At 67.3% G+C, this 17,047-nt stretch carries 19 protein-coding genes and 1 pseudogene; 15 read left to right on the plus strand and 5 right to left on the minus strand.

Features of this window, described 5'->3' with window-relative positions:
* The first annotated feature begins 9 nt into the window (after window positions 1–9).
* Genes AT701_RS23485 through AT701_RS23495 form a run of 3 tightly spaced genes read left to right on the plus strand, consistent with a single transcriptional unit; the run spans window position 10 to window position 2,452 of the window.
* Complete coding sequence (locus AT701_RS23485; protein WP_014878153.1) at window positions 10–1,152, plus strand: amidohydrolase family protein; 1,143 nt, start codon at window positions 10–12, stop codon at window positions 1,150–1,152.
* Window positions 1,152–1,544: a Rieske (2Fe-2S) protein gene (locus AT701_RS23490; RefSeq protein ID WP_011730101.1), complete on the plus strand. Its 393-nt coding sequence runs from the start codon at window positions 1,152–1,154 to the stop codon at window positions 1,542–1,544. The genes AT701_RS23485 and AT701_RS23490 overlap by 1 nt, the downstream gene beginning before the upstream one ends.
* Entirely contained in the window at window positions 1,541–2,452 is a 912-nt protein-coding gene (locus AT701_RS23495) for an alpha/beta fold hydrolase (RefSeq protein ID WP_011730102.1), read from the plus strand. The genes AT701_RS23490 and AT701_RS23495 overlap by 4 nt, the downstream gene beginning before the upstream one ends.
* A gap of 2 nt (window positions 2,453–2,454) precedes the next feature.
* Here AT701_RS23495 and AT701_RS23500 read toward each other — a convergent pair whose 3' ends face one another.
* Window positions 2,455–2,931 (minus strand): hypothetical protein, encoded by a 477-nt coding sequence (locus tag AT701_RS23500; protein ID WP_014878154.1) that lies wholly within the window; start codon window positions 2,929–2,931, stop codon window positions 2,455–2,457.
* Between the two features lie 27 nt (window positions 2,932–2,958).
* On the opposite strand from AT701_RS23500, the gene AT701_RS23505 reads away from it, so the two are divergent.
* From AT701_RS23505 to AT701_RS23540, 8 genes and pseudogenes are all read left to right on the plus strand, one after another.
* Complete coding sequence (locus AT701_RS23505; protein WP_011730104.1) at window positions 2,959–4,254, plus strand: NADH-ubiquinone oxidoreductase-F iron-sulfur binding region domain-containing protein; 1,296 nt, start codon at window positions 2,959–2,961, stop codon at window positions 4,252–4,254.
* Window positions 4,251–4,454 (plus strand): annotated as a pseudogene (locus AT701_RS23510) (ferredoxin); the annotation flags it as partial. The gene AT701_RS23505 and the pseudogene AT701_RS23510, both read left to right, overlap by 4 nt.
* 74 nt (window positions 4,455–4,528) lie before the next feature.
* Window positions 4,529–6,184: a thiolase C-terminal domain-containing protein gene (locus AT701_RS23515; protein ID WP_058126690.1), complete on the plus strand. Its 1,656-nt coding sequence runs from the start codon at window positions 4,529–4,531 to the stop codon at window positions 6,182–6,184.
* Between the two features lie 2 nt (window positions 6,185–6,186).
* On the plus strand, window positions 6,187–7,083 hold the full coding sequence (locus tag AT701_RS23520) for an alpha/beta fold hydrolase (RefSeq protein WP_058126691.1): 897 nt from the start codon (window positions 6,187–6,189) through the stop codon (window positions 7,081–7,083).
* Complete coding sequence (locus AT701_RS23525; RefSeq protein WP_058126692.1) at window positions 7,083–7,901, plus strand: NAD(P)-dependent oxidoreductase; 819 nt, start codon at window positions 7,083–7,085, stop codon at window positions 7,899–7,901. Before AT701_RS23520 ends, AT701_RS23525 begins: the two co-directional genes overlap by 1 nt.
* A complete protein-coding gene (locus AT701_RS23530) occupies window positions 7,901–8,692 on the plus strand; it encodes an NAD(P)-dependent oxidoreductase (RefSeq protein ID WP_058126693.1) in 792 nt (263 codons plus the stop codon). The genes AT701_RS23525 and AT701_RS23530 overlap by 1 nt, the downstream gene beginning before the upstream one ends.
* A 140-nt stretch (window positions 8,693–8,832) precedes the next feature.
* Window positions 8,833–10,035 carry a cytochrome P450 gene (locus AT701_RS23535; protein ID WP_058126694.1) on the plus strand — a complete coding sequence of 401 codons (1,203 nt, stop codon included), beginning with the start codon at window positions 8,833–8,835 and terminating at the stop codon, window positions 10,033–10,035.
* Window positions 10,035–10,235 carry a ferredoxin gene (locus tag AT701_RS23540; protein ID WP_011730111.1) on the plus strand — a complete coding sequence of 67 codons (201 nt, stop codon included), beginning with the start codon at window positions 10,035–10,037 and terminating at the stop codon, window positions 10,233–10,235. The genes AT701_RS23535 and AT701_RS23540 overlap by 1 nt, the downstream gene beginning before the upstream one ends.
* Window positions 10,236–10,242: 7 nt before the next feature.
* Here the strand turns inward: AT701_RS23540 and AT701_RS23545 are convergent, their stop codons facing one another.
* Genes AT701_RS23545 through AT701_RS23560 form a run of 4 tightly spaced genes read right to left on the minus strand, consistent with a single transcriptional unit; the run spans window position 10,243 to window position 12,965 of the window.
* On the minus strand, window positions 10,243–11,154 hold the full coding sequence (locus AT701_RS23545; protein ID WP_058126695.1) for an LLM class F420-dependent oxidoreductase: 912 nt from the start codon (window positions 11,152–11,154) through the stop codon (window positions 10,243–10,245).
* A gap of 15 nt (window positions 11,155–11,169) precedes the next feature.
* Window positions 11,170–11,460, minus strand: coding sequence for a DUF1330 domain-containing protein (locus tag AT701_RS23550; RefSeq protein ID WP_003896220.1), 291 nt, complete (start codon window positions 11,458–11,460; stop codon window positions 11,170–11,172).
* A 42-nt stretch (window positions 11,461–11,502) separates the two neighbouring features.
* Entirely contained in the window at window positions 11,503–11,691 is a 189-nt protein-coding gene (locus tag AT701_RS23555; RefSeq protein ID WP_003896221.1) for a ferredoxin, read from the minus strand.
* Window positions 11,688–12,965 carry a cytochrome P450 gene (locus AT701_RS23560; protein ID WP_003896222.1) on the minus strand — a complete coding sequence of 426 codons (1,278 nt, stop codon included), beginning with the start codon at window positions 12,963–12,965 and terminating at the stop codon, window positions 11,688–11,690. Before AT701_RS23560 ends, AT701_RS23555 begins: the two co-directional genes overlap by 4 nt.
* A gap of 233 nt (window positions 12,966–13,198) precedes the next feature.
* Between AT701_RS23560 and AT701_RS23565 the strand changes: the two genes are divergently transcribed.
* From AT701_RS23565 to AT701_RS23580, 4 genes are all read left to right on the plus strand, one after another.
* A complete protein-coding gene (locus AT701_RS23565) occupies window positions 13,199–13,978 on the plus strand; it encodes an emopamil-binding protein (protein ID WP_058126696.1) in 780 nt (259 codons plus the stop codon).
* 86 nt (window positions 13,979–14,064) lie between these two features.
* On the plus strand, window positions 14,065–14,724 hold the full coding sequence (locus AT701_RS23570; protein ID WP_058126697.1) for a TetR/AcrR family transcriptional regulator: 660 nt from the start codon (window positions 14,065–14,067) through the stop codon (window positions 14,722–14,724).
* The gene (locus tag AT701_RS23575; RefSeq protein WP_058126698.1) at window positions 14,724–16,025 is read left to right on the plus strand and encodes an acyl-CoA dehydrogenase family protein; all 1,302 of its coding nucleotides are present in this window, start codon (window positions 14,724–14,726) and stop codon (window positions 16,023–16,025) included. The genes AT701_RS23570 and AT701_RS23575 overlap by 1 nt, the downstream gene beginning before the upstream one ends.
* A gap of 38 nt (window positions 16,026–16,063) precedes the next feature.
* Window positions 16,064–17,047 carry a phosphotransferase family protein gene (locus tag AT701_RS23580; RefSeq protein WP_174519685.1) on the plus strand — a complete coding sequence of 328 codons (984 nt, stop codon included), beginning with the start codon at window positions 16,064–16,066 and terminating at the stop codon, window positions 17,045–17,047.

Below are 17,047 nucleotides of genomic sequence, written 5' to 3' on the forward strand. Positions count from 1 at the left end.
GGAGCCAACATGTCAGCGACGACAAGACCACGGGTACCGGCCACCGAACGCATCGCTGTGCGGTGTGTCGATTCCGACGTCCACCCGATGCCGCGGCGCGGTGAACTCGTCGAGTACATCCCCGAACCGTGGCGCAGCAAGTACTTCCTGAGCCACCGCGTGGGTGAACAGATCTACTACGACGCACCCGATTACGCGCATGCCTACGCGATGCGCGTCGACGCGTTCCCACCCGACGGCGAATTCGCCTGCAGCGACCCCGATATGGCGCTGCGCCAGCTCATCATGGAGGCCGGGTCGGACATCGCGATCCTGGAGCCCACCCATTCCGAGCACCGGCTCGGCGAGGCGACCGCGGCGTACTGCACCGCGGTCAACGAGTGGCTGGCCGACAACTGGCTCGACAGCCACAACAACTGGCACCAGCGCTGGCGCGGCTCGATCTGCGCGGCGATCGAGGAGCCACAGTCGGCCGTGGCCGAGATCGAGAAGTGGGCCGGCCACCCCTACATGGCGCAGATCCTCATCAAGGCCGAACCGCGCCCGTCCTGGGGCGACCCGAAGTACGACCCGATCTGGGCCGCGGCCACCAAACACGACATCGTGGTCAGCTGCCACCTGTCACGCGGTGAGTTCGAGACGTTGCCGCTGCCTCCGGTCGGATTGCCCAGCTACAACCACGATTTCATGGTCACGTACTCGCTGCTGGCGGCCAATCAGGTGATGAGCCTGATCTTCGACGGCGTGTTCGACCGGTTCCCGACGCTGCGCATCGTGTTCGTCGAGCACGCGTTCACCTGGATCCTGCCGCTCATGTGGCGCATGGACGCGATCTACGAACGCCGCAAGTCGTGGCTGAACATCAAGCGCAAACCCAGCGAGTACGTCAAAGACCACATCAAGTTCACGACGCAACCGCTGGACTACCCCGAGGACAAGACCGAACTGTCACGGGCCTTCGAGTGGATGGAGTGCGAGAAGATCCTGCTGTTCTCCTCGGACTACCCGCACTGGACGTTCGACGATCCACGCTGGCTGGTCAAGCACCTGCCCGAACATGCCCGCGAGGCGATCATGTTCCGCAATGGCCTGAAGACCTACAAGCTGCCGGACACCGTGCCGGTGCTCGAGGGACAGGTACGGGTGTTCTGATGAGCGACATCGAGAAGCGCCCCAGGCTCGCGCAGGGGCGCGAGCACGTCGTCGCCACGGTCGACGAGATCCCGCCCGGCACACACAAACTGGTGCCGATCGGCCGTCACGGCGTCGGCGTCTACAACGTGAACGGCACGTTCTATGCAATCGCGAACTACTGTCCGCATGAGGGCGGTCCGCTGTGTTCCGGCCGGGCCCGCGGGCGGACCGTGGTCGACGAGTCCGCGCCGGGTGACGCGGTGATGGTGCGCGACATGGAGTACATCTACTGCCCCTGGCATCAGTGGGGTTTCGAACTGGCGACCGGCACCACCGCGGTCAAGCCGGAGTGGAGTATCCGCACCTATCCGGTGCGGGTCGTTGGTGACGAGGTGTTGGTGACGGCATGACGGCAACAGGTAGCACGGTCGGCGGGCCCACGCTCAAGCGCGGCGAGAAGACCATCGAGATCAACGGCGGCAACGTCGTGTACGAAATGCTCGGCAAGGAAGGCGATGTCATCGCGCTGACGCCCGGCGGACGGTTCAGCAAGGACATCCCGGGCCTGCGGCCACTGGCCAGGGAACTGGTCAAGGGCGGCTACCGGGTGCTGCTGTGGGACCGGCCCAACTGCGGTCGCTCCGATGTGCAGTTCCACGGGCAGAGCGAATCCCACATGCGCGCCGAGACGCTGTACACGCTGATCTCGAAACTCGGTGTGGGGCCGTGCATCATCGCGGGCGGCTCGGGCGGGGCCAGGGATTCGATGATCACCGCCATGCTCTATCCCGAGATCGTGACCAAGCTCGTGGTGTGGAACATCGTCGGCGGTGTGTACGGCTCGTTCGTGCTGGGCGGGCACTACATCACCCCGAGCATCCTGGCCGTGCGCGGACTCGGCATCGAAGGCCTGCTGCACGTTCCCGAGTGGCGCGAGCGCATCGAGCAGAACCCGGCCAACCGGCAGCGGTTCCTCGACCTCGACGCCGACGAGTTCCTCAAGGTGATGCTGCGGTGGCTGAATGCGTTCGTGTCCAAACCGGGCCAGACGATCCCCGGTGTGCCCGACGAGATGTTCGACAACATCACGGTGCCCACGCTGATCATCCGGGGCGGCGAGAACGACTGGGATCACCCCAAACGCACGTCCCTGGAGGTCAACTGCCTGATCAAGGGGTCCACGCTGATCGATCCGCCCTGGCCCGAGGACGCCTGGGAGCGCGCCGGCGAGAAGTTCGCCAGGAGCGGGGGCAAGAAGTTCTGCCTGTTCGACACGTGGGTGCAGGCCGCGCCCGCCATCCTGGAGTTCCTCAAGTGAGCTCACTCGGTCCGGATGTGCACCTCGCAGTTGAGCGAGGCCTCCAGCGCGGTGTGGATCCGGCTCTCCGGCACGCGCTGCAGGTCGGCCTTGCGCAAGGTCACCGTCACGATGTCCCAGCCCTCGTCGCCGAGCACGCGCTCGACCTCGCCGGTGAGGCCGAACCCGGCGAGGACGCCGTGCGCGTCGTCGTCGGTGCCCCGGCTGACGAACGTCACCACGCCCGCGGTCGGGGACGTTCCGAACGCCTTGGCGCACAACGGCAGGACCATCTGCTGCAGTTGCTCTGCGTCGCTCCCGGCGATCAGCACCTCGACTTCGCGCCGGTGCGCGGGCAACTCCGCCAACTGGTCGCCCGCGAGCACCTCGGCGCAGGCGTCGGCAAGCAGTTCACGGAGCGTGGCCATGCCTGCGGCTAACTGCGGTGGCCCGAGTTCGCCGCTGGGGTCCACGCCGACACGCACCACCGCAGTTCTCATGCCGCCAAGACTAACCGGGGACGGGATATGACCATGGCAGCCGATCTGACTGTTGCGGCCTGGTCGGGCATCACACCGCGCCTGCTGCGCGACGAACCCGAAACCGCGACCACGTATCTCGCAGCGGGAGGCTATCGCGCCCTTGACGATCCACAGGGTTTGCTCGACGCCGTCGAGGCCTCTGGACTGCTCGGCCGCGGCGGCGCGGCGTTCCCGCTCGCGGTGAAACTGCGCACCGTGCGCGACAACGGCCGCGCGGCAGGCGGCGCCGTGGTGATCGCCAACGGCGAGGAGGGCGAACCCGCGTCGATCAAGGATCGTTGGCTGCTGCGCAACCGTCCGCACGCGGTGCTCGACGGCCTGCGGCTCGCGGCCCTGATGGTCGGTGCGCATCGCGCCGTGCTGTACACCTCGGATGCGCAGTCGGCCCGCAGCGTCGAGCACGCCCTGGCCGAGACCGGCGGCAGTTCAGGCGGCGTCGCAGTCGAACTGATCACCGTCACAACGGGTTACGTCGCGGGCGAGGAATCCGCGGCGGTACGCGTGGTCGACGGCGGCCCGGCCAAACCCACCGACAAACCGCCACGCCCGTTCGAGGAGGGCGTGGGCGGCTACCCCACGCTGATCAGCAACGTCGAGACGCTGGCGCACCTGGCGTACCTCAACCTGCACGGCGCGGCGGACTTCCGCGAGTACGGCACCGAAGGATCGCCGGGCACGTTTCTGGCCACCATCACCGGTGCCGGTCGTGCGCCCGCGCTCTACGAACTGCCCCACGGCGTGGCGTTCACCGATGTGCTGGCACTGCACGGCGTCTCGCCCGACACGGTCACCGGTGCGCTCATGGGGGGATACTTCGCGGGGCTGCTGGGCCGCGAGATCGTCGGCGCCACCTTGGATCACGAGACCATCCGGGGGCTGGGCAGCGGCCTGGGCTGCGGTGCGATCAGCGTCCTCACCGACGACTGCCCGGTGGCCGTCGCCGCGGCGGTGCTGAGCTACTTCGACCGCGAGAACGCCGGGCAGTGCGGTTCGTGTTTCAACGGGACCGCGGCCATGGCCGCGGTGGCCACCGCACTGCGTGACGGCACCGCGACCGACGACGACGTGGCCAGGCTCAAGCGCTGGTCGGTGGTGCTGCGCGGGCGCGGGGCCTGCGCGACGCTCGACGGTGCGTGCAATGTGGCGGCGAGCCTGCTCTCCGGTTTCGACGATGTGGTGCGGCGCCACCTCGACAACAACTGCCCGGTGTGCCGGTCCGGCCCGTTCACCGCGACACGCCCGTACGAGGTGGAACAACTGGAATCGGTGGTGGCCGTATGAGAGTCAAACTGGACCGCACGATGTGCGACGGGTTCGGCCTGTGCGCCAGGCACGCACCCGAGTACTTCCCGCTCGACGACTGGGGTTATGCGTCGCTGCACGGTGACGGCAACGTCGCCGAGGCCGACGAGCCCGCGGTCAAGCGCGCCCTGCTCGATTGCCCCGTGCACGCGATCATCGAGTTGCGCGAGAAGCAGGCAACGCCCGCCGGCGAAACCACCAGCTGATAACGTGATTCTCTGCAGACGATAACCCGCTTACCACCGGAGCCGACTTGTCACAGATCCCCGGGCGTCCCCTGCCGACGGTCACCGCGCTCAACGAGTACTTCTGGACCGCGGGCCGTGACGGCGTGCTGCGCATCCAGGAATGCCGGTCGTGCGGCGCGCTGATCCATCCCCCGCAGCCGATCTGCCGCTACTGCCGCAGCCACGATCTCGGCGTCCGCGACGTGTCCGGGCGCGCGACGCTCGCGGGTTTCACGGTCAACGAGCGGTTCGGATTCCCCGATATGCCACCGCCGTACGTGGTGGCCGAGGTTGCGATCGTCGAGGATCCGCGGGTCCGGTTGACCACCAACATCGTCGACTGCGACCCGCAGTCACTCGAGCTCGGACAACCGGTGGAGGTGTCCTTCCAGCACATCGATGACGTGTGGCTTCCGGTGTTCACCCCGTCGGCGGACACCACGCCCACCCCGGCTCCGGTCGAGGACATCGCACCGCAGGACATCGGCAAGTTCGTCCGCCCGATGCTCACCGAGGACAAGTTCGAGGATCATTCCGCGATCACTGGCATCGGCATGTCGAGGATCGGCAGGCGACTCATGGTGCCGCCGCTGTCGCTGACCATCGAGGCGGCCGAACGGGCCGTCGCCGACGCCGGTCTGACGCTCGACGACATCGACGGGCTGTCCACGTACCCGGGCCTCGACATCGCCGGCATGGGCGAGGGCGGCGTCTCGGTCCTCGAAGGAGCCCTCGGGTTGCGCCCCACGTGGATCAACGGCGGTATGGACACCTTCGGCCCCGGCGGATCGGTGATCGCGGCGATGATGGCGATCTCGGCCGGGCTCGCGCGCCATGTGCTGTGCTTCCGCACGCTGTGGGAGGCCACCTTCGGCCAACTGGTCAAGGAGGGCAAGATGTCCCCTCCGATGAGCGCGCGTACCAACAGCTGGCAGCAGCCTTACGGTGCCACGTCGGCCGCTCACACGTTGGCGCAGAACGCCGGACGCCACTTCCACCGGTACGGCACCACGCGCGAGACGCTGGGCTGGATCGCGCTCAACCAGCGGGCCAACGCCGCGCTGAATCCCACCGCGATCTACCGCGAACCGCTGACCATGGAGGACTACCTCTCGGCACGCACCATCACCACGCCGTTCGGTCTCTACGACTGCGACGTCCCGTGCGACGGTGCGGTCGCGGTGATCGTCTCGGCCGTCGACGCCGCGCGCGATCTGCCCAAACCGCCCATCAGGTTCGAGGCCGTGGGCACCCAGATCATCGAGCGCCTCGACTGGGACCAGACCACACTCACCCACGAGCCTCAGGTGCTCGGTCAGAGTGCCCACATGTGGTCGCGAACCTCGTTGCGGCCCAGCGATGTCGACGTGGCCGAGCTGTACGACGGTTTCACGTTCAACTGCCTGTCCTGGCTCGAGGGCCTGGGGTTCTGCGGTATCGGCGAGGCCAAGGACTTCCTCGACGGCGGCAGGAACATCGCGCGTGACGGGATCATCCCGCTCAACACCCACGGCGGGCAGCTCTCGCACGGCCGCACCCACGGCATGGGGCTCATCCACGAGGCCGTCACGCAGTTGCGCGGTGAGGCGGGCGAACGGCAGGTCGAGGATGCTCGGGTGGCGGTCGCCAGCAGCGGCGGACTGACCCCCAGCGGTGTCCTGTTGCTGCGGAGAGACGACTGACCGTGGCGAGTTCGGACGGGACCGACCGATCGGCGCCGCATCCCCGCGTCGTCCTCGCCGACGGCGTCCCGATGTCGGCCCTGGTCGCCAAGGCGCCCGAACCGCGTGCGGTGGTCGTGGCGCTGCACGGCGGGGCGACCACGTCGGCGTACTTCGATTGCCCTGGCCACCCGGAACTCTCACTGCTGCACGCGGGTGTGGCGGCCGGTTTCACGGTCGTCGCCCTCGACCGCCCGGGATACGGCGCGTCCGCACCGTACCCGGAGGCCATGGCGCGTCCCGAACAACGCCTGGCGCTGGTGTTCGGTGCACTCGAACGGATCGTGGGCACGCAGGACCTGTTCCTGTTGGGGCACTCGGTGGGTTGTGAGCTCGCCGTGCGGATGGCCATCTCCGGTGCCCGCGTCGTGGGTATCTCGCTGGCAGGAACCGGGCGCCGGTATCAGTCCGCGGGGCGCGACATCCTCAAAAACGCGTCGTCCGACCACCGTCCGCGTGGTCTGCGGGAGCTGCTGTGGGAGCCGGCCCGGCTGTATCCGCCCGACGTGCTCGGCAGCGGATTGTCCTCGGGCGGCGCCGCGTACGAGGGTGATGTGGTCAAAACCTGGTCCTGGCAGGACTTTCCGCAACTCGCCGCGCTCGTGAAGGTTCCCGCCCAGTTCATCGCCGGTGACCACGAGAACGTGTGGGAGGCCGGCACCGACGCGTTGGCGGCCATCGGTGCGATGTTCACCGCGTCGCCGCGCGTGGACGTCGAGGTGCTGCCCGAGTCCGGCCACAACCTCAGCGTGGGCCACACCGCGGCCGAATATCACCAGCGGGTCTTGTCATTCGCCGCCGAGTGCCTGGATGTTCGGGCCACCCGCGCCGGCACCGATGTGGAAGTGGAGGCAGGTTGATGCGAGTCGGATTCATCGGTCTGGGCAGTCAGGGGGCGCCGATGGCCCGCAGGATCGTCGAAGGCGGATTCGAGACGACACTGTGGGCGCGCAGGCCCGCATCGCTCGAGCCGTTCGCCGACACGGCCGCCAAGGTGGCGGGCACCCCGGCCGAACTCGCGGCGGCCAGCGATCTGGTGTGCCTGTGTGTGGTGGGCGACGACGACGTCAGAGAGGTCCTGGGTGGTGAGACGGGTGTGTTGGCCGGCCTGGCACCGGGCGGGATCATCGCGATCCACTCGACCGTGCACCCCGACACGTGCACCGAACTCGCGAAACAGGTTGCCGAAAAGGGTATTTCGCTCATCGACGCCCCGGTCAGCGGCGGTGAGCCCGCCGCCAAGGCAGGCACACTGCTGGTGATGGTCGGCGGTGACGAGGACATCGTGGACAAGGTCCGTCCCGTCTTCGCCACCTACGCCGATCCCATCGTCCGTCTCGGCGGCGTCGGCAGCGGTCAGGTCGCGAAAATCCTCAACAACCTGCTCTTCAGCGCCAATCTCGGGGCCGCGATGAGCGCGCTCGAACTCGGTGAGGCCCTCGGTGTCCCTCGCAACGCGCTGTGTGAGGTGATCACGCGCGGCTCGGCCAACAGCAAGGCACTGGGCAGCATCGCGATGTTCGGCGGCACGCTCGACAATCTCGCACCCATCGCCGGTGCGTTGCTGCAGAAGGACTGCAGGCACGCCGCAAGCCTGGCCGACGCCGCGTCGGCATCCCAGGGCGCGGTGTTCGACGCGGCCGACGAGGCCCTCCGCCTCATGGACGTCCCGCGCTGATGCGTATCGGTTTCCTCGGTGCCGGGCGCATGGGCGCCCCCATGGTGCAGCGGCTCACCGCGGCAGGACACGATGTCCACGCACTCGGGCGCACGGACGAGAAACGAACCGCGGTAGCCGGATTGGGAGCCACACCCGTGGCCGCCGCCGCGGACGCCGTGCGCGACGCGGACGTCGTGATCGTATGCGTGTTCACCGACGAGCAGGTGCGCACTCTCTGCACGGATACTCTGCTCGACGCCATGGCGCCGGGTGCGGCGCTGGTGCTGCACACGACGGGAAGCCCGCGCACGGCCGAGGACATCGCCGCACGCGCTGTGGACCGCGGCGTCGCGGTCGTCGATGCGCCGGTCAGCGGAGGGCCGCACGACATCGCGGCCGGGTCGGTGACGGTGTTCGCCGGCGGCGACGCCGACGTCGTCGAGCGCGTCCGCCCCGCACTGGTCGCCTATGCCGAACCGCTCCTGCACGTCGGGCCGCTCGGCTCGGGCCAGCGCGTCAAGCTCGTCAACAACACGATGTTCGCGGCCCAGATCGGTGTGGTGGCCGAAGGCGTGCGACTGGCCCGTGAACTCGGTGTCGATGAGCCGACGGTGCTGTCAGCCCTCACGCACGGCAGCGCCGCGAGCCGTGCGCTGAGCGGGATCGCGGCGACCGGATCGGCCGAGGACTTCAAGGTCAGGGTCGGTGAGTTCATCGGCAAGGACGTCGCGGTGGTCCGCGCGACAGCCGCGGATCTCGGCGCCGACCTCGGGCTCCTTGACCATGCCGTCGACGCGGCACTGCGGTGATCTGATTCCTGTCCGTGACCCGGCATTTCGTGCTTTTCGACCACTGCCGGACGCATTACTGTTAGCGTTACAGTTCATTCGGTTCACGTAACGCCTCGCACAGCACTTCGGGCACCGGCCCCGCCGCGGAGGAGGAGCATATGACCACGCCCCAGATGATCTTCGATCCGTTCTCCGAGGAGTACTTCGAGAACCCCTTCGACATCTACCGTCAGATGCGCGACGACGCCCCGCTGTACTACGACTCCGAGCAGGACTTCTACGCACTGTCCCGCCACGAGGACGTCGCGGCCGCGCTGAAGGACCACGAGGCGTTCTCGTCGTCACGGGGATGCGACCTGGCGATGGTGAAGGGCGACGAACCGCCGCAGAAGTCGATCATCTTCATGGATCCGCCCGAGCACCGGCACATGCGCAGCCTGCTCAACAAGGCGTTCACACCGCGCGCGGTGCAGGCGCAACGCGACACCGTCGTCGAACAGGTCGAGCACTATCTCGGGCAGATCGACTCCGACGAGTTCGACGTCGTGCAGGATTTCTCGGGCCCGTTCCCGGTCGAGGTGATCACCCGCATGGCCGGCGTCGAGCCGGAATACCGCCAGCAGGTGCGGCACTGGATCGACACGAGCCTTTCGCGCGAACCCGGCCAGGTCGCATACTCCGAGGCCGGGATGAAGGCCAACATCGACACCGCGATGTACTACTACTCGCTGGTGCAGAAGCGCCGCGAGAACCCGCAGGACGACATGATCAGCCGGTTGATCGCCGCCGAGATCCCCGGTGAGAACGGGGAGATGCGCCGTCTCGACGACGTCGAGATCACCGGCTTCGCAACCCTTCTGGGTGGCGCGGGCGCCGAGACCGTCACCAAGCTGATCGGCACGGCAATGGTGACGTTCGCGAAGTTCCCCGACCAGTGGCAGAAGCTGCTCGACGACCGCAGCAAGGTGCCCGCGGCGGTCGAGGAACTCCTGAGGTACGAGGGACCCGTGCAGTACAACGTGCGCTACACGCTCAAGGAGGCGCGCGTGCCCAGCGGCACCATCCCGGCAGGCAAGCCGGTGTTCCTGCTCAAGGCGTCAGCCAACCGCGACGAGCGGGCGTGGACCGATCCCGACGTCTTCGACATCGACCGCGACCGCACCGAGGCGCAGAACCTCGGCCTCGGTTACGGCATCCACAGCTGCCTCGGCGCCGCACTCGCGCGTCTGGAGAGCACGATCGCCCTGGAGCGGCTGCTCGACTTCATGCCGCGCTACGAGGTCAAATGGGACGGCCTGCAGCGCGTCCACATGCAGAACGTCGCAGGCTACTCCCATGTGCCGGTGAAGGTGTTGCGTTGATGACCAAGAAGATTCACGTCGACTTGGGGCTGTGTGAGAGCAACGGCGTCTGCATGGGCGTCATCCCCGAGGTGTTCGACCTCGACGAGGAGGACTACCTGCACGTGCTCTCCGACGAGGTGACCCCGGAAAACGAGGCCCGCGTGCGCGACGCCGTGCGGCAGTGCCCGCGCCAGGCCATCTCGATCGACGAAGAGTGATCCCGCGCTAACGCGCGATCACCGTTTTGCCGAAACCCTCGATGGTCTCGAGCGCGTGCGCCAGGCTGTCCCCCGGGATCGTGACGTGCAGCCAGGTCACGCCGAGCGCGGCGAGTTGGTCGACGCCCGCGAGGTAGGCGTCGGCGTCGAAATCGTCGTCACCGGGGTTGCCGCCGTCGAAGTTGGTGAACACGATGTCCACCGTCGACGGGTCGCGTTGGGCGGCATCGAGTTTGGTCCGCAGATCAGCGATCCCGGCTGTGAGCCTCTCGATCGAGTCGATCGCGGCGGTACCCGCGGTCTGCGCAAGCCCGGGCGGTGCGGCGAACGGGCACCAGCCGTCGCCGTGCCTGGCGACGCGCGCCCTGGCGGCCGCGGTGTTGCCGCCGATCCAGATCGGTGGCGGGTTCACCGGGCGGGGGTGCGCGGTGACGCCCCTGGCACTGAAATGCTTTCCCTGGTAGGTGAAGTCATCGGTGGTCCAGATGCCGCGGATGACCTCGAGGGATTCATCGAACAACTCGGTGCGTTCGTCGAACGTCACCCCGAGTGCGGCGAACTCGCGTTTGAGGTAACCCACCCCGACCGCGAGCGTGAACCGCCCGCCCGAGAGCAGGTCGAGTGTCGCACCGGATTTGGCCACCACGAACGGGTTGCGGTACGGCAGCACCACGATGTTGGGTACCAGCCGCAGGGTGGTGGTCTGCGCGGCGGCGTACGCCATCGCCACGAACGGGTCGACGGCGTCGTGCCCACCGGCATCGAGCCAACGTTGTGACGGCGCCGGGTGATCGGTGAAGCCGAACCCGTCGAAACCGGCGGCCTCGGCCGCTGCTGCCACCGCCGCCACGCCGGACCCGCTGACGAGGTCCGGGTGGTAGGGGTGGCTGTGCATCGGGTGTGTGATGCTGTAGCGCACGGCCGGGCCCCTGGCTCAGGACGAAAAGCCCGAGAGGATGACCCCGTTGCAGTCGGCGACACTCTGCCGGATCTTGGCGGCGGCCTGGTAGGCGTCGGAGAAGTACCACTCGCGGGCGGCCTCGACCGACGGGAACTCCAGCACCACGGTCTGGGTGCCGTGCCAGGTGCCCTCGACCACCTCGGCCTTCTGGTCGACGGCGAGGATCGTCGCGCCTCCCATGGTGGGACCCGCGGCCTTCGCGTACTCGGCCATGCCTGCCGGGTCCTTGATGTCCTCGGTGATGATCACATAGCCCTTGGGCACAGTTCGAGTCTCCTTGTCGGTGAAGCGGATTGAGGTGGTGGATCAGAGTTTGTGGATCGCGCTCTCGGGACAGCAGTCGATGGCTTCCCGGACTGCGGCCTCGTGCTCGGCGGGGACCTCCCCGGCAGCGGCCACCGCCCAGCCATCGTCGGACAGTTCGAAGACCTCCGGGCACAGTGTCAGGCACATGCCGTGGCCTGCGCACCGGTCCTCGTCGACGGCGACCTTCATTTCACATCGAACTCCAGGTGCAGGTGGGTGAGCCCACGCAGGATGAACGTCGGGATGTACTTGTAGTCCCGATTGGCCGCCGGACCGTGGTGTTCCTCGGAGATCCGGATGTCGGTGGTGCGGTCGAGCAGTCGCTCCAGTCCGACGCGGGTCTCGGCACGGGCCAGCGGCGCGCCCGGGCAGCTGTGGATGCCACGGCCGAACGCCAGATGCTGGCGGGCGTTCTTGCGGGCCGGGTCGAAATCGTCGGGGTTCTCGAACCGGCGCGGGTCCCGGTTGGCCGCGCCGTTGACCACCATGACGGTACGGCCCGAGGGCAAGTCCTTGTCCCCCACCGTGACCGGGCAACGGGAGAGCCGGAAATCGCCCTTGACCGGACTCTCGTGGCGCAGCGCCTCTTCGATGAAGTTCGGCAACAGGCTGCGGTCCTCGCGCACCATCTTCTGCACGTCCGGCCGGTCTCCCAGTACCTTGAGCGCGGTGCCGAGCAGTCGGACCGTGGTCTCCTGACCCGCCGAGAAGACATTGGTGGCCACCCGTGCGACGTCGCCGGGGCTCGGGGTGGTGCCGTCTGGGAACAGTGCGGTGGCCATCCCCGTGAGGATGTCCTCGCGAGGGTTACTGCGCCGGTCCTCGATGTACGCCTCGAACTGGCCGTAGAGGAATTCCAGCGGGCTGTGCGACAGCGACTCGTCACCGGTGCTGCCCACGCCGCCGCCGGAGTTCTGCGAGATGCCGTCGACGAACGCGTTGCGGTCCTCGGCGGGGATGCCCAGCAGGTCCGCGATCACCAGCAGGGTGAACGGGCTGGCGAAGCCCTTGATGAACTCGCCCTTGCCCGGCGCCAGGAAATCGTCGAGCACCTCGTCGGCCAGCTGCCACATCGCGTCCTCGTTCTCCTTGAGGCGCTTGGGCGTGATCAGCCGCATCATCAGCGAGCGGTGGTTGGTGTGCACCGGCGGGTCCAGGGTGGGCAGCTGATCGCTGAACGGCAGCTCGTCGCGGTGCTTCTCGATGAGTTCGGCGACGTCGTCGCGGCCCTCCAGCGGCACCGGGAAGCCGGGGAACGGCCCGGTGACCGAGGTGCATGAGGAGAAGCTCTTCTCGTCGTTGTAGACCGAGACAGCCTCCTCCCAGCCGGTCACCATGGTCACCCCGTAGTGATCCTCGGACTGCACGGGGCACTTGTCCCGCAACGCGTTGAAATACGGGTACGGGTCGTCGACCAGCCGGGGGTCCTTGAACCAGTCGATACCGGCGGGATCGATCGCCATATGTGTCACTCCGTTTCCTGACGGACTCAGACGTATGAGAACGTGCCTCTCATTGTTGAGTATTACATTTCCACAGCGCCGCTTCGCCGTCAACGAGGGCAAACGCCTGATCGTTCCGCTCAACATGCCACATTCGGAAACGGGATTCTCCAATGTTGTGCATTCGCTCAACATTGGCTGGTCGAACGCATATCGTCAGCTCAGTTGCCGCCGCGGCACGGACAGGACACGCCATGACATCCGACATCGCGACACCGGCCCCGACCGCCGGCGAACCCGACCTGGCCCGTCCCTGGGCACCGCACCGCCGCAAGGCCTACGTCGCCCTCACTGCGATGACCGGTTTCGCCTTCACGATCGCGGTCGTCGGGGTCGGCACCGGTCTGCTGCCGCCCACCTTCACCGTCGACGTCATCGCCAACCTGGCGTTCGGCCTGCCGGTGATCGTGCTGCCGCTGGTCTACTTCTGGACCGGCCGGGGTGAGCAGCGCTCGCGTCTGCAACGCGCCTCGGAGCTGACGATGATCTACCTGCCCTACACCGCGGGCAGCCAACTCGGCTACGAGACCATCTTTCTGATCGGCCATCCGATGAACTGGTGGACACCGACCACCGACCCGGGCTGGAAGTGGCTCTGGTGGCAGTACGGCCTGGCCGACACCCGCTACACCAGTGGCAACGCCTGGATCTTCGGGCTGGAACTGGTCGGCGTGGTGACCGGCACGCTGCTGTTCATCGTGTGGATCCGCTTGATGCGCAGCGATTTACCGGTCGAGTCCCGGATCAAGAGCCTGTGGCTCGCCTTCACCGGATGCGCGATGCTGATCAGCAGCACCGCGGTGTACTTCCTGTCCGAGGTGCGCGCCGGGTTCGACGACATCGGTCAGGGGGCCTTCGGGCTCTGGTTCAAATTCATCGCCGAGAACGTGCCGTTCATGATCCTGCCGTTCTTCGCCCTGATCGCGATGTATCGCCAGATCGACCATCTCAGCCGCCGGGCAGGCCCTCGGTAGCTCACACCGGGGTAGCTCACACAGACCGACAGCGGCGGCTTGGTTGGACACTGGTCAGCTGTGCCGATGCGCGGTACGGTGCGCAGGTGGTCGCATCACCGCGCAACACCGAAGCTGACCGGGGTCAGCGCCGGGCGACCTTCCAGCGCGCCAACTCCCACACCACCAAGCAGATGCTGGTCCATGCGGCCATGGCGTTGTGGCGGACCAACGGCTACGCCAACACCACGGTGGCCGAGATCTGCCGGGGCGCCGGGGTCTCCAAGGCGTTGTTCTACTTCTACTTCCCGCGTAAGGAAGACGTGCTCTTCGAGGTGGGCGTGATGTCCACCCGCTCAGCCCAGCGCACCATCGCGAAGCTGCTGGCCGACGACTACGACGTCATGACCGTCGTCGGCGCCGCACTGACCGCCCTGGAACGCTCGATGAGCAGCAATCCGCGCGAGTTGGTCATCGAGACCATCCTGGAGGGGTACCGGCACGAGCACCGACTGCTGGCCACGGGAGAGAACCGTCCCGATCTGGACGGCGGCATGTTCACCACCCTGTTCGCCCGCGCGGTGGCCGACGGCAAACTTCCCGCCGGCACCGACACCGACCGCCTGGTCCATCTGGCCATGATGATGGTCAGCGAGGGCGCCCGGCATTGGGCCGCAGGCGCTTTCGGCGCCCGTTCCTTCGCCGACGTCGTCGCCTCCGACATCGCCACCCTGATCGCAGGCAGCACCGGACGAAGGAGACCGTGATGGCATGGGATTTCGAGACCGACCCGGAGTTCGCCGAACTCCTGGACTGGGTGGACACCTTCGTCCGCGACGAAGTCGAGCCGCTGGACCTGGTGTGGCCGCATCTGCAGTTCACGCCTCTGAACGAGGTACGCCGGCAGGTGGTGGACCCGCTCAAGGAGCAGGTGCGCCGAAAAGGCCTGTGGGCCACCCATCTCGGCCCCGAACTCGGTGGTCAGGGATACGGGCAGCTGAAATTGGCGCTGCTCAACGAGATCCTGGGCCGGTCGCAGTGGGCGCCCATCGTGTTCGGCTGCCAGGCACCCGATACCGGCAACGCCGAGATCATCGCGCACTACGGCACCGAGGAGCAGAAGCAACGCTATCTGCGGCCCCTGCTCGACGGTGAGGTGTTCTCCTGTTATTCGATGACCGAGCCGCACGCGGGCGCGGACCCGACGCTGTTCACCACGCGCGCCGTCCGCGACGGGGACGACTGGGTGATCAACGGCTGGAAGTTCTTCTCCTCCAACGCCGCCACCGCGTCGTTCCTCATCGTCATGGTCGTCACCAACCCCGATGTCAGCGCCTATCAGGGCATGTCGATGTTCCTGGTGCCCACCGACACCCCCGGCGTCGAGATCGTGCGCAACGTCGGCCTGTACGGCGAGCGCGACAACGAGGGATCGCACGCGCTGATCCACTACGACAACGTGCGGGTACCCGCCGAAGCTCTGCTGGGCGGTGAGGGGCAGGCGTTCGTCATCGCCCAGACCCGCTTGGGCGGCGGGCGAATCCACCACGCCATGCGCACGATCGGCCTCGCACGCAAGGCGCTCGACATGATGTGCGAACGCGCGCTGAGCCGCAAGACACAGGGAAGCCGTCTGTCCGACAAGCAGTTCGTGCAGGGCTACATCGCCGACTCGTATGCGCAACTGCTGCAGTTCCGGCTGATGGTGCTCTACACCGCGTGGGAGATCGACAAGTACAACGACTACAAGTTGGTCCGCAAGGACATCGCCGCGGTCAAGGTCGTCATGCCGACAGTCCTGCACGACATCGCATGGCGCGCGATGCAGGTGCACGGCGCCCTCGGTGTCACCAACGAAATGCCGTTTCTCGGGATGGTCACAGGCGCGGCCGTCATGGGCCTGGCCGACGGCCCCACCGAAGTGCACAAGACCACCGTGGCCAAGCAGGTGCTGCGCGACCACGAGGCCACCGAGGACACCTGGCCGACCGAATGGATACCCCGCAAGCGCGAGGAGGCGCGGGCCAAACTCGCCGACTACCTGGACAACGAGGTGGGCAATCTGTGAGCGCACCGGACATCGACACCCCGCGCCTCGCCGAGTGGATGGACGGCGCGGGGCTGCCGGGCAAGGGTGAGCCGCTGACCGCGCGCTTCCTGTCCGGCGGTACGCAGAACGTCATCTACGAACTGCGCCGCGGCGACGAGCGCTGCGTGCTGCGCATGCCACCCCCGGGCGCGCCGCCCGACCGCGACAAGGGCATCCTGCGCGAGTGGCGCATCATCGCCGCGCTCGACGGCACCGACGTGCCGCACACCGAGGCCGTCGCCATGTGCGAGGACCCGAGCGTGCTCGGTCGGCCGTTCTACCTGATGGGGTTTGTCGAGGGGTGGTCCCCCATGGATCGGCACGGTGTGTGGCCCGAACCTTTCAACAGCGACCTGGGTACCCGCCCCGGCCTGAGTTATCAACTGGCCGAGGGCATCGCGCTGCTGTCCAAGGTCGACTGGCGCGAGCGGGGGCTGGCCGACCTGGGACGCCCCGAAGGTTTTCACGACCGGCAGGTCGATCGCTGGATCGCATTCCTCGAACGGATAAAACGCCGCGAGCTACCCGGCTTGAAGGTCGCCACCGACTGGCTGCGGGCGCACAAACCGCTCGACTACATCCCCGGCCTCATGCACGGCGACTACCAGTTCGCCAACGTGATGTACCGGCACGGCGCCCCCGCCACACTGGCCGCCATCGTCGACTGGGAGATGGGCACCGTCGGTGACCCCAAACTCGACCTCGCCTGGATGGTGCAGAGTTGGCCGACCGGCGAAGACACCGGCGGAATGGATTACGTCGACATGCGTGGCATGCCCGCACGTGACGACGTCGTCGCCCACTACGCCGAGGTGTCGGGCCGTCAGGTCGACGATCTGGACTACTACCTGGTGTTGGCCAAGTGGAAGCTCGCGATCGTGCTGGAGCAGGGTTTCCAGCGTGCGGGCGACGACGAGAAGCTTCTTGCGTTCGGACCGGTGGTGACAGGCCTGATGGCCTCGGCGGCCGAACTGGCCGAATCGACCGACTACCGGGGCTGA

Source organism: Mycolicibacterium smegmatis (assembly GCF_001457595.1).
In the GTDB taxonomy this organism is placed as follows: domain Bacteria; phylum Actinomycetota; class Actinomycetes; order Mycobacteriales; family Mycobacteriaceae; genus Mycobacterium; species Mycobacterium smegmatis.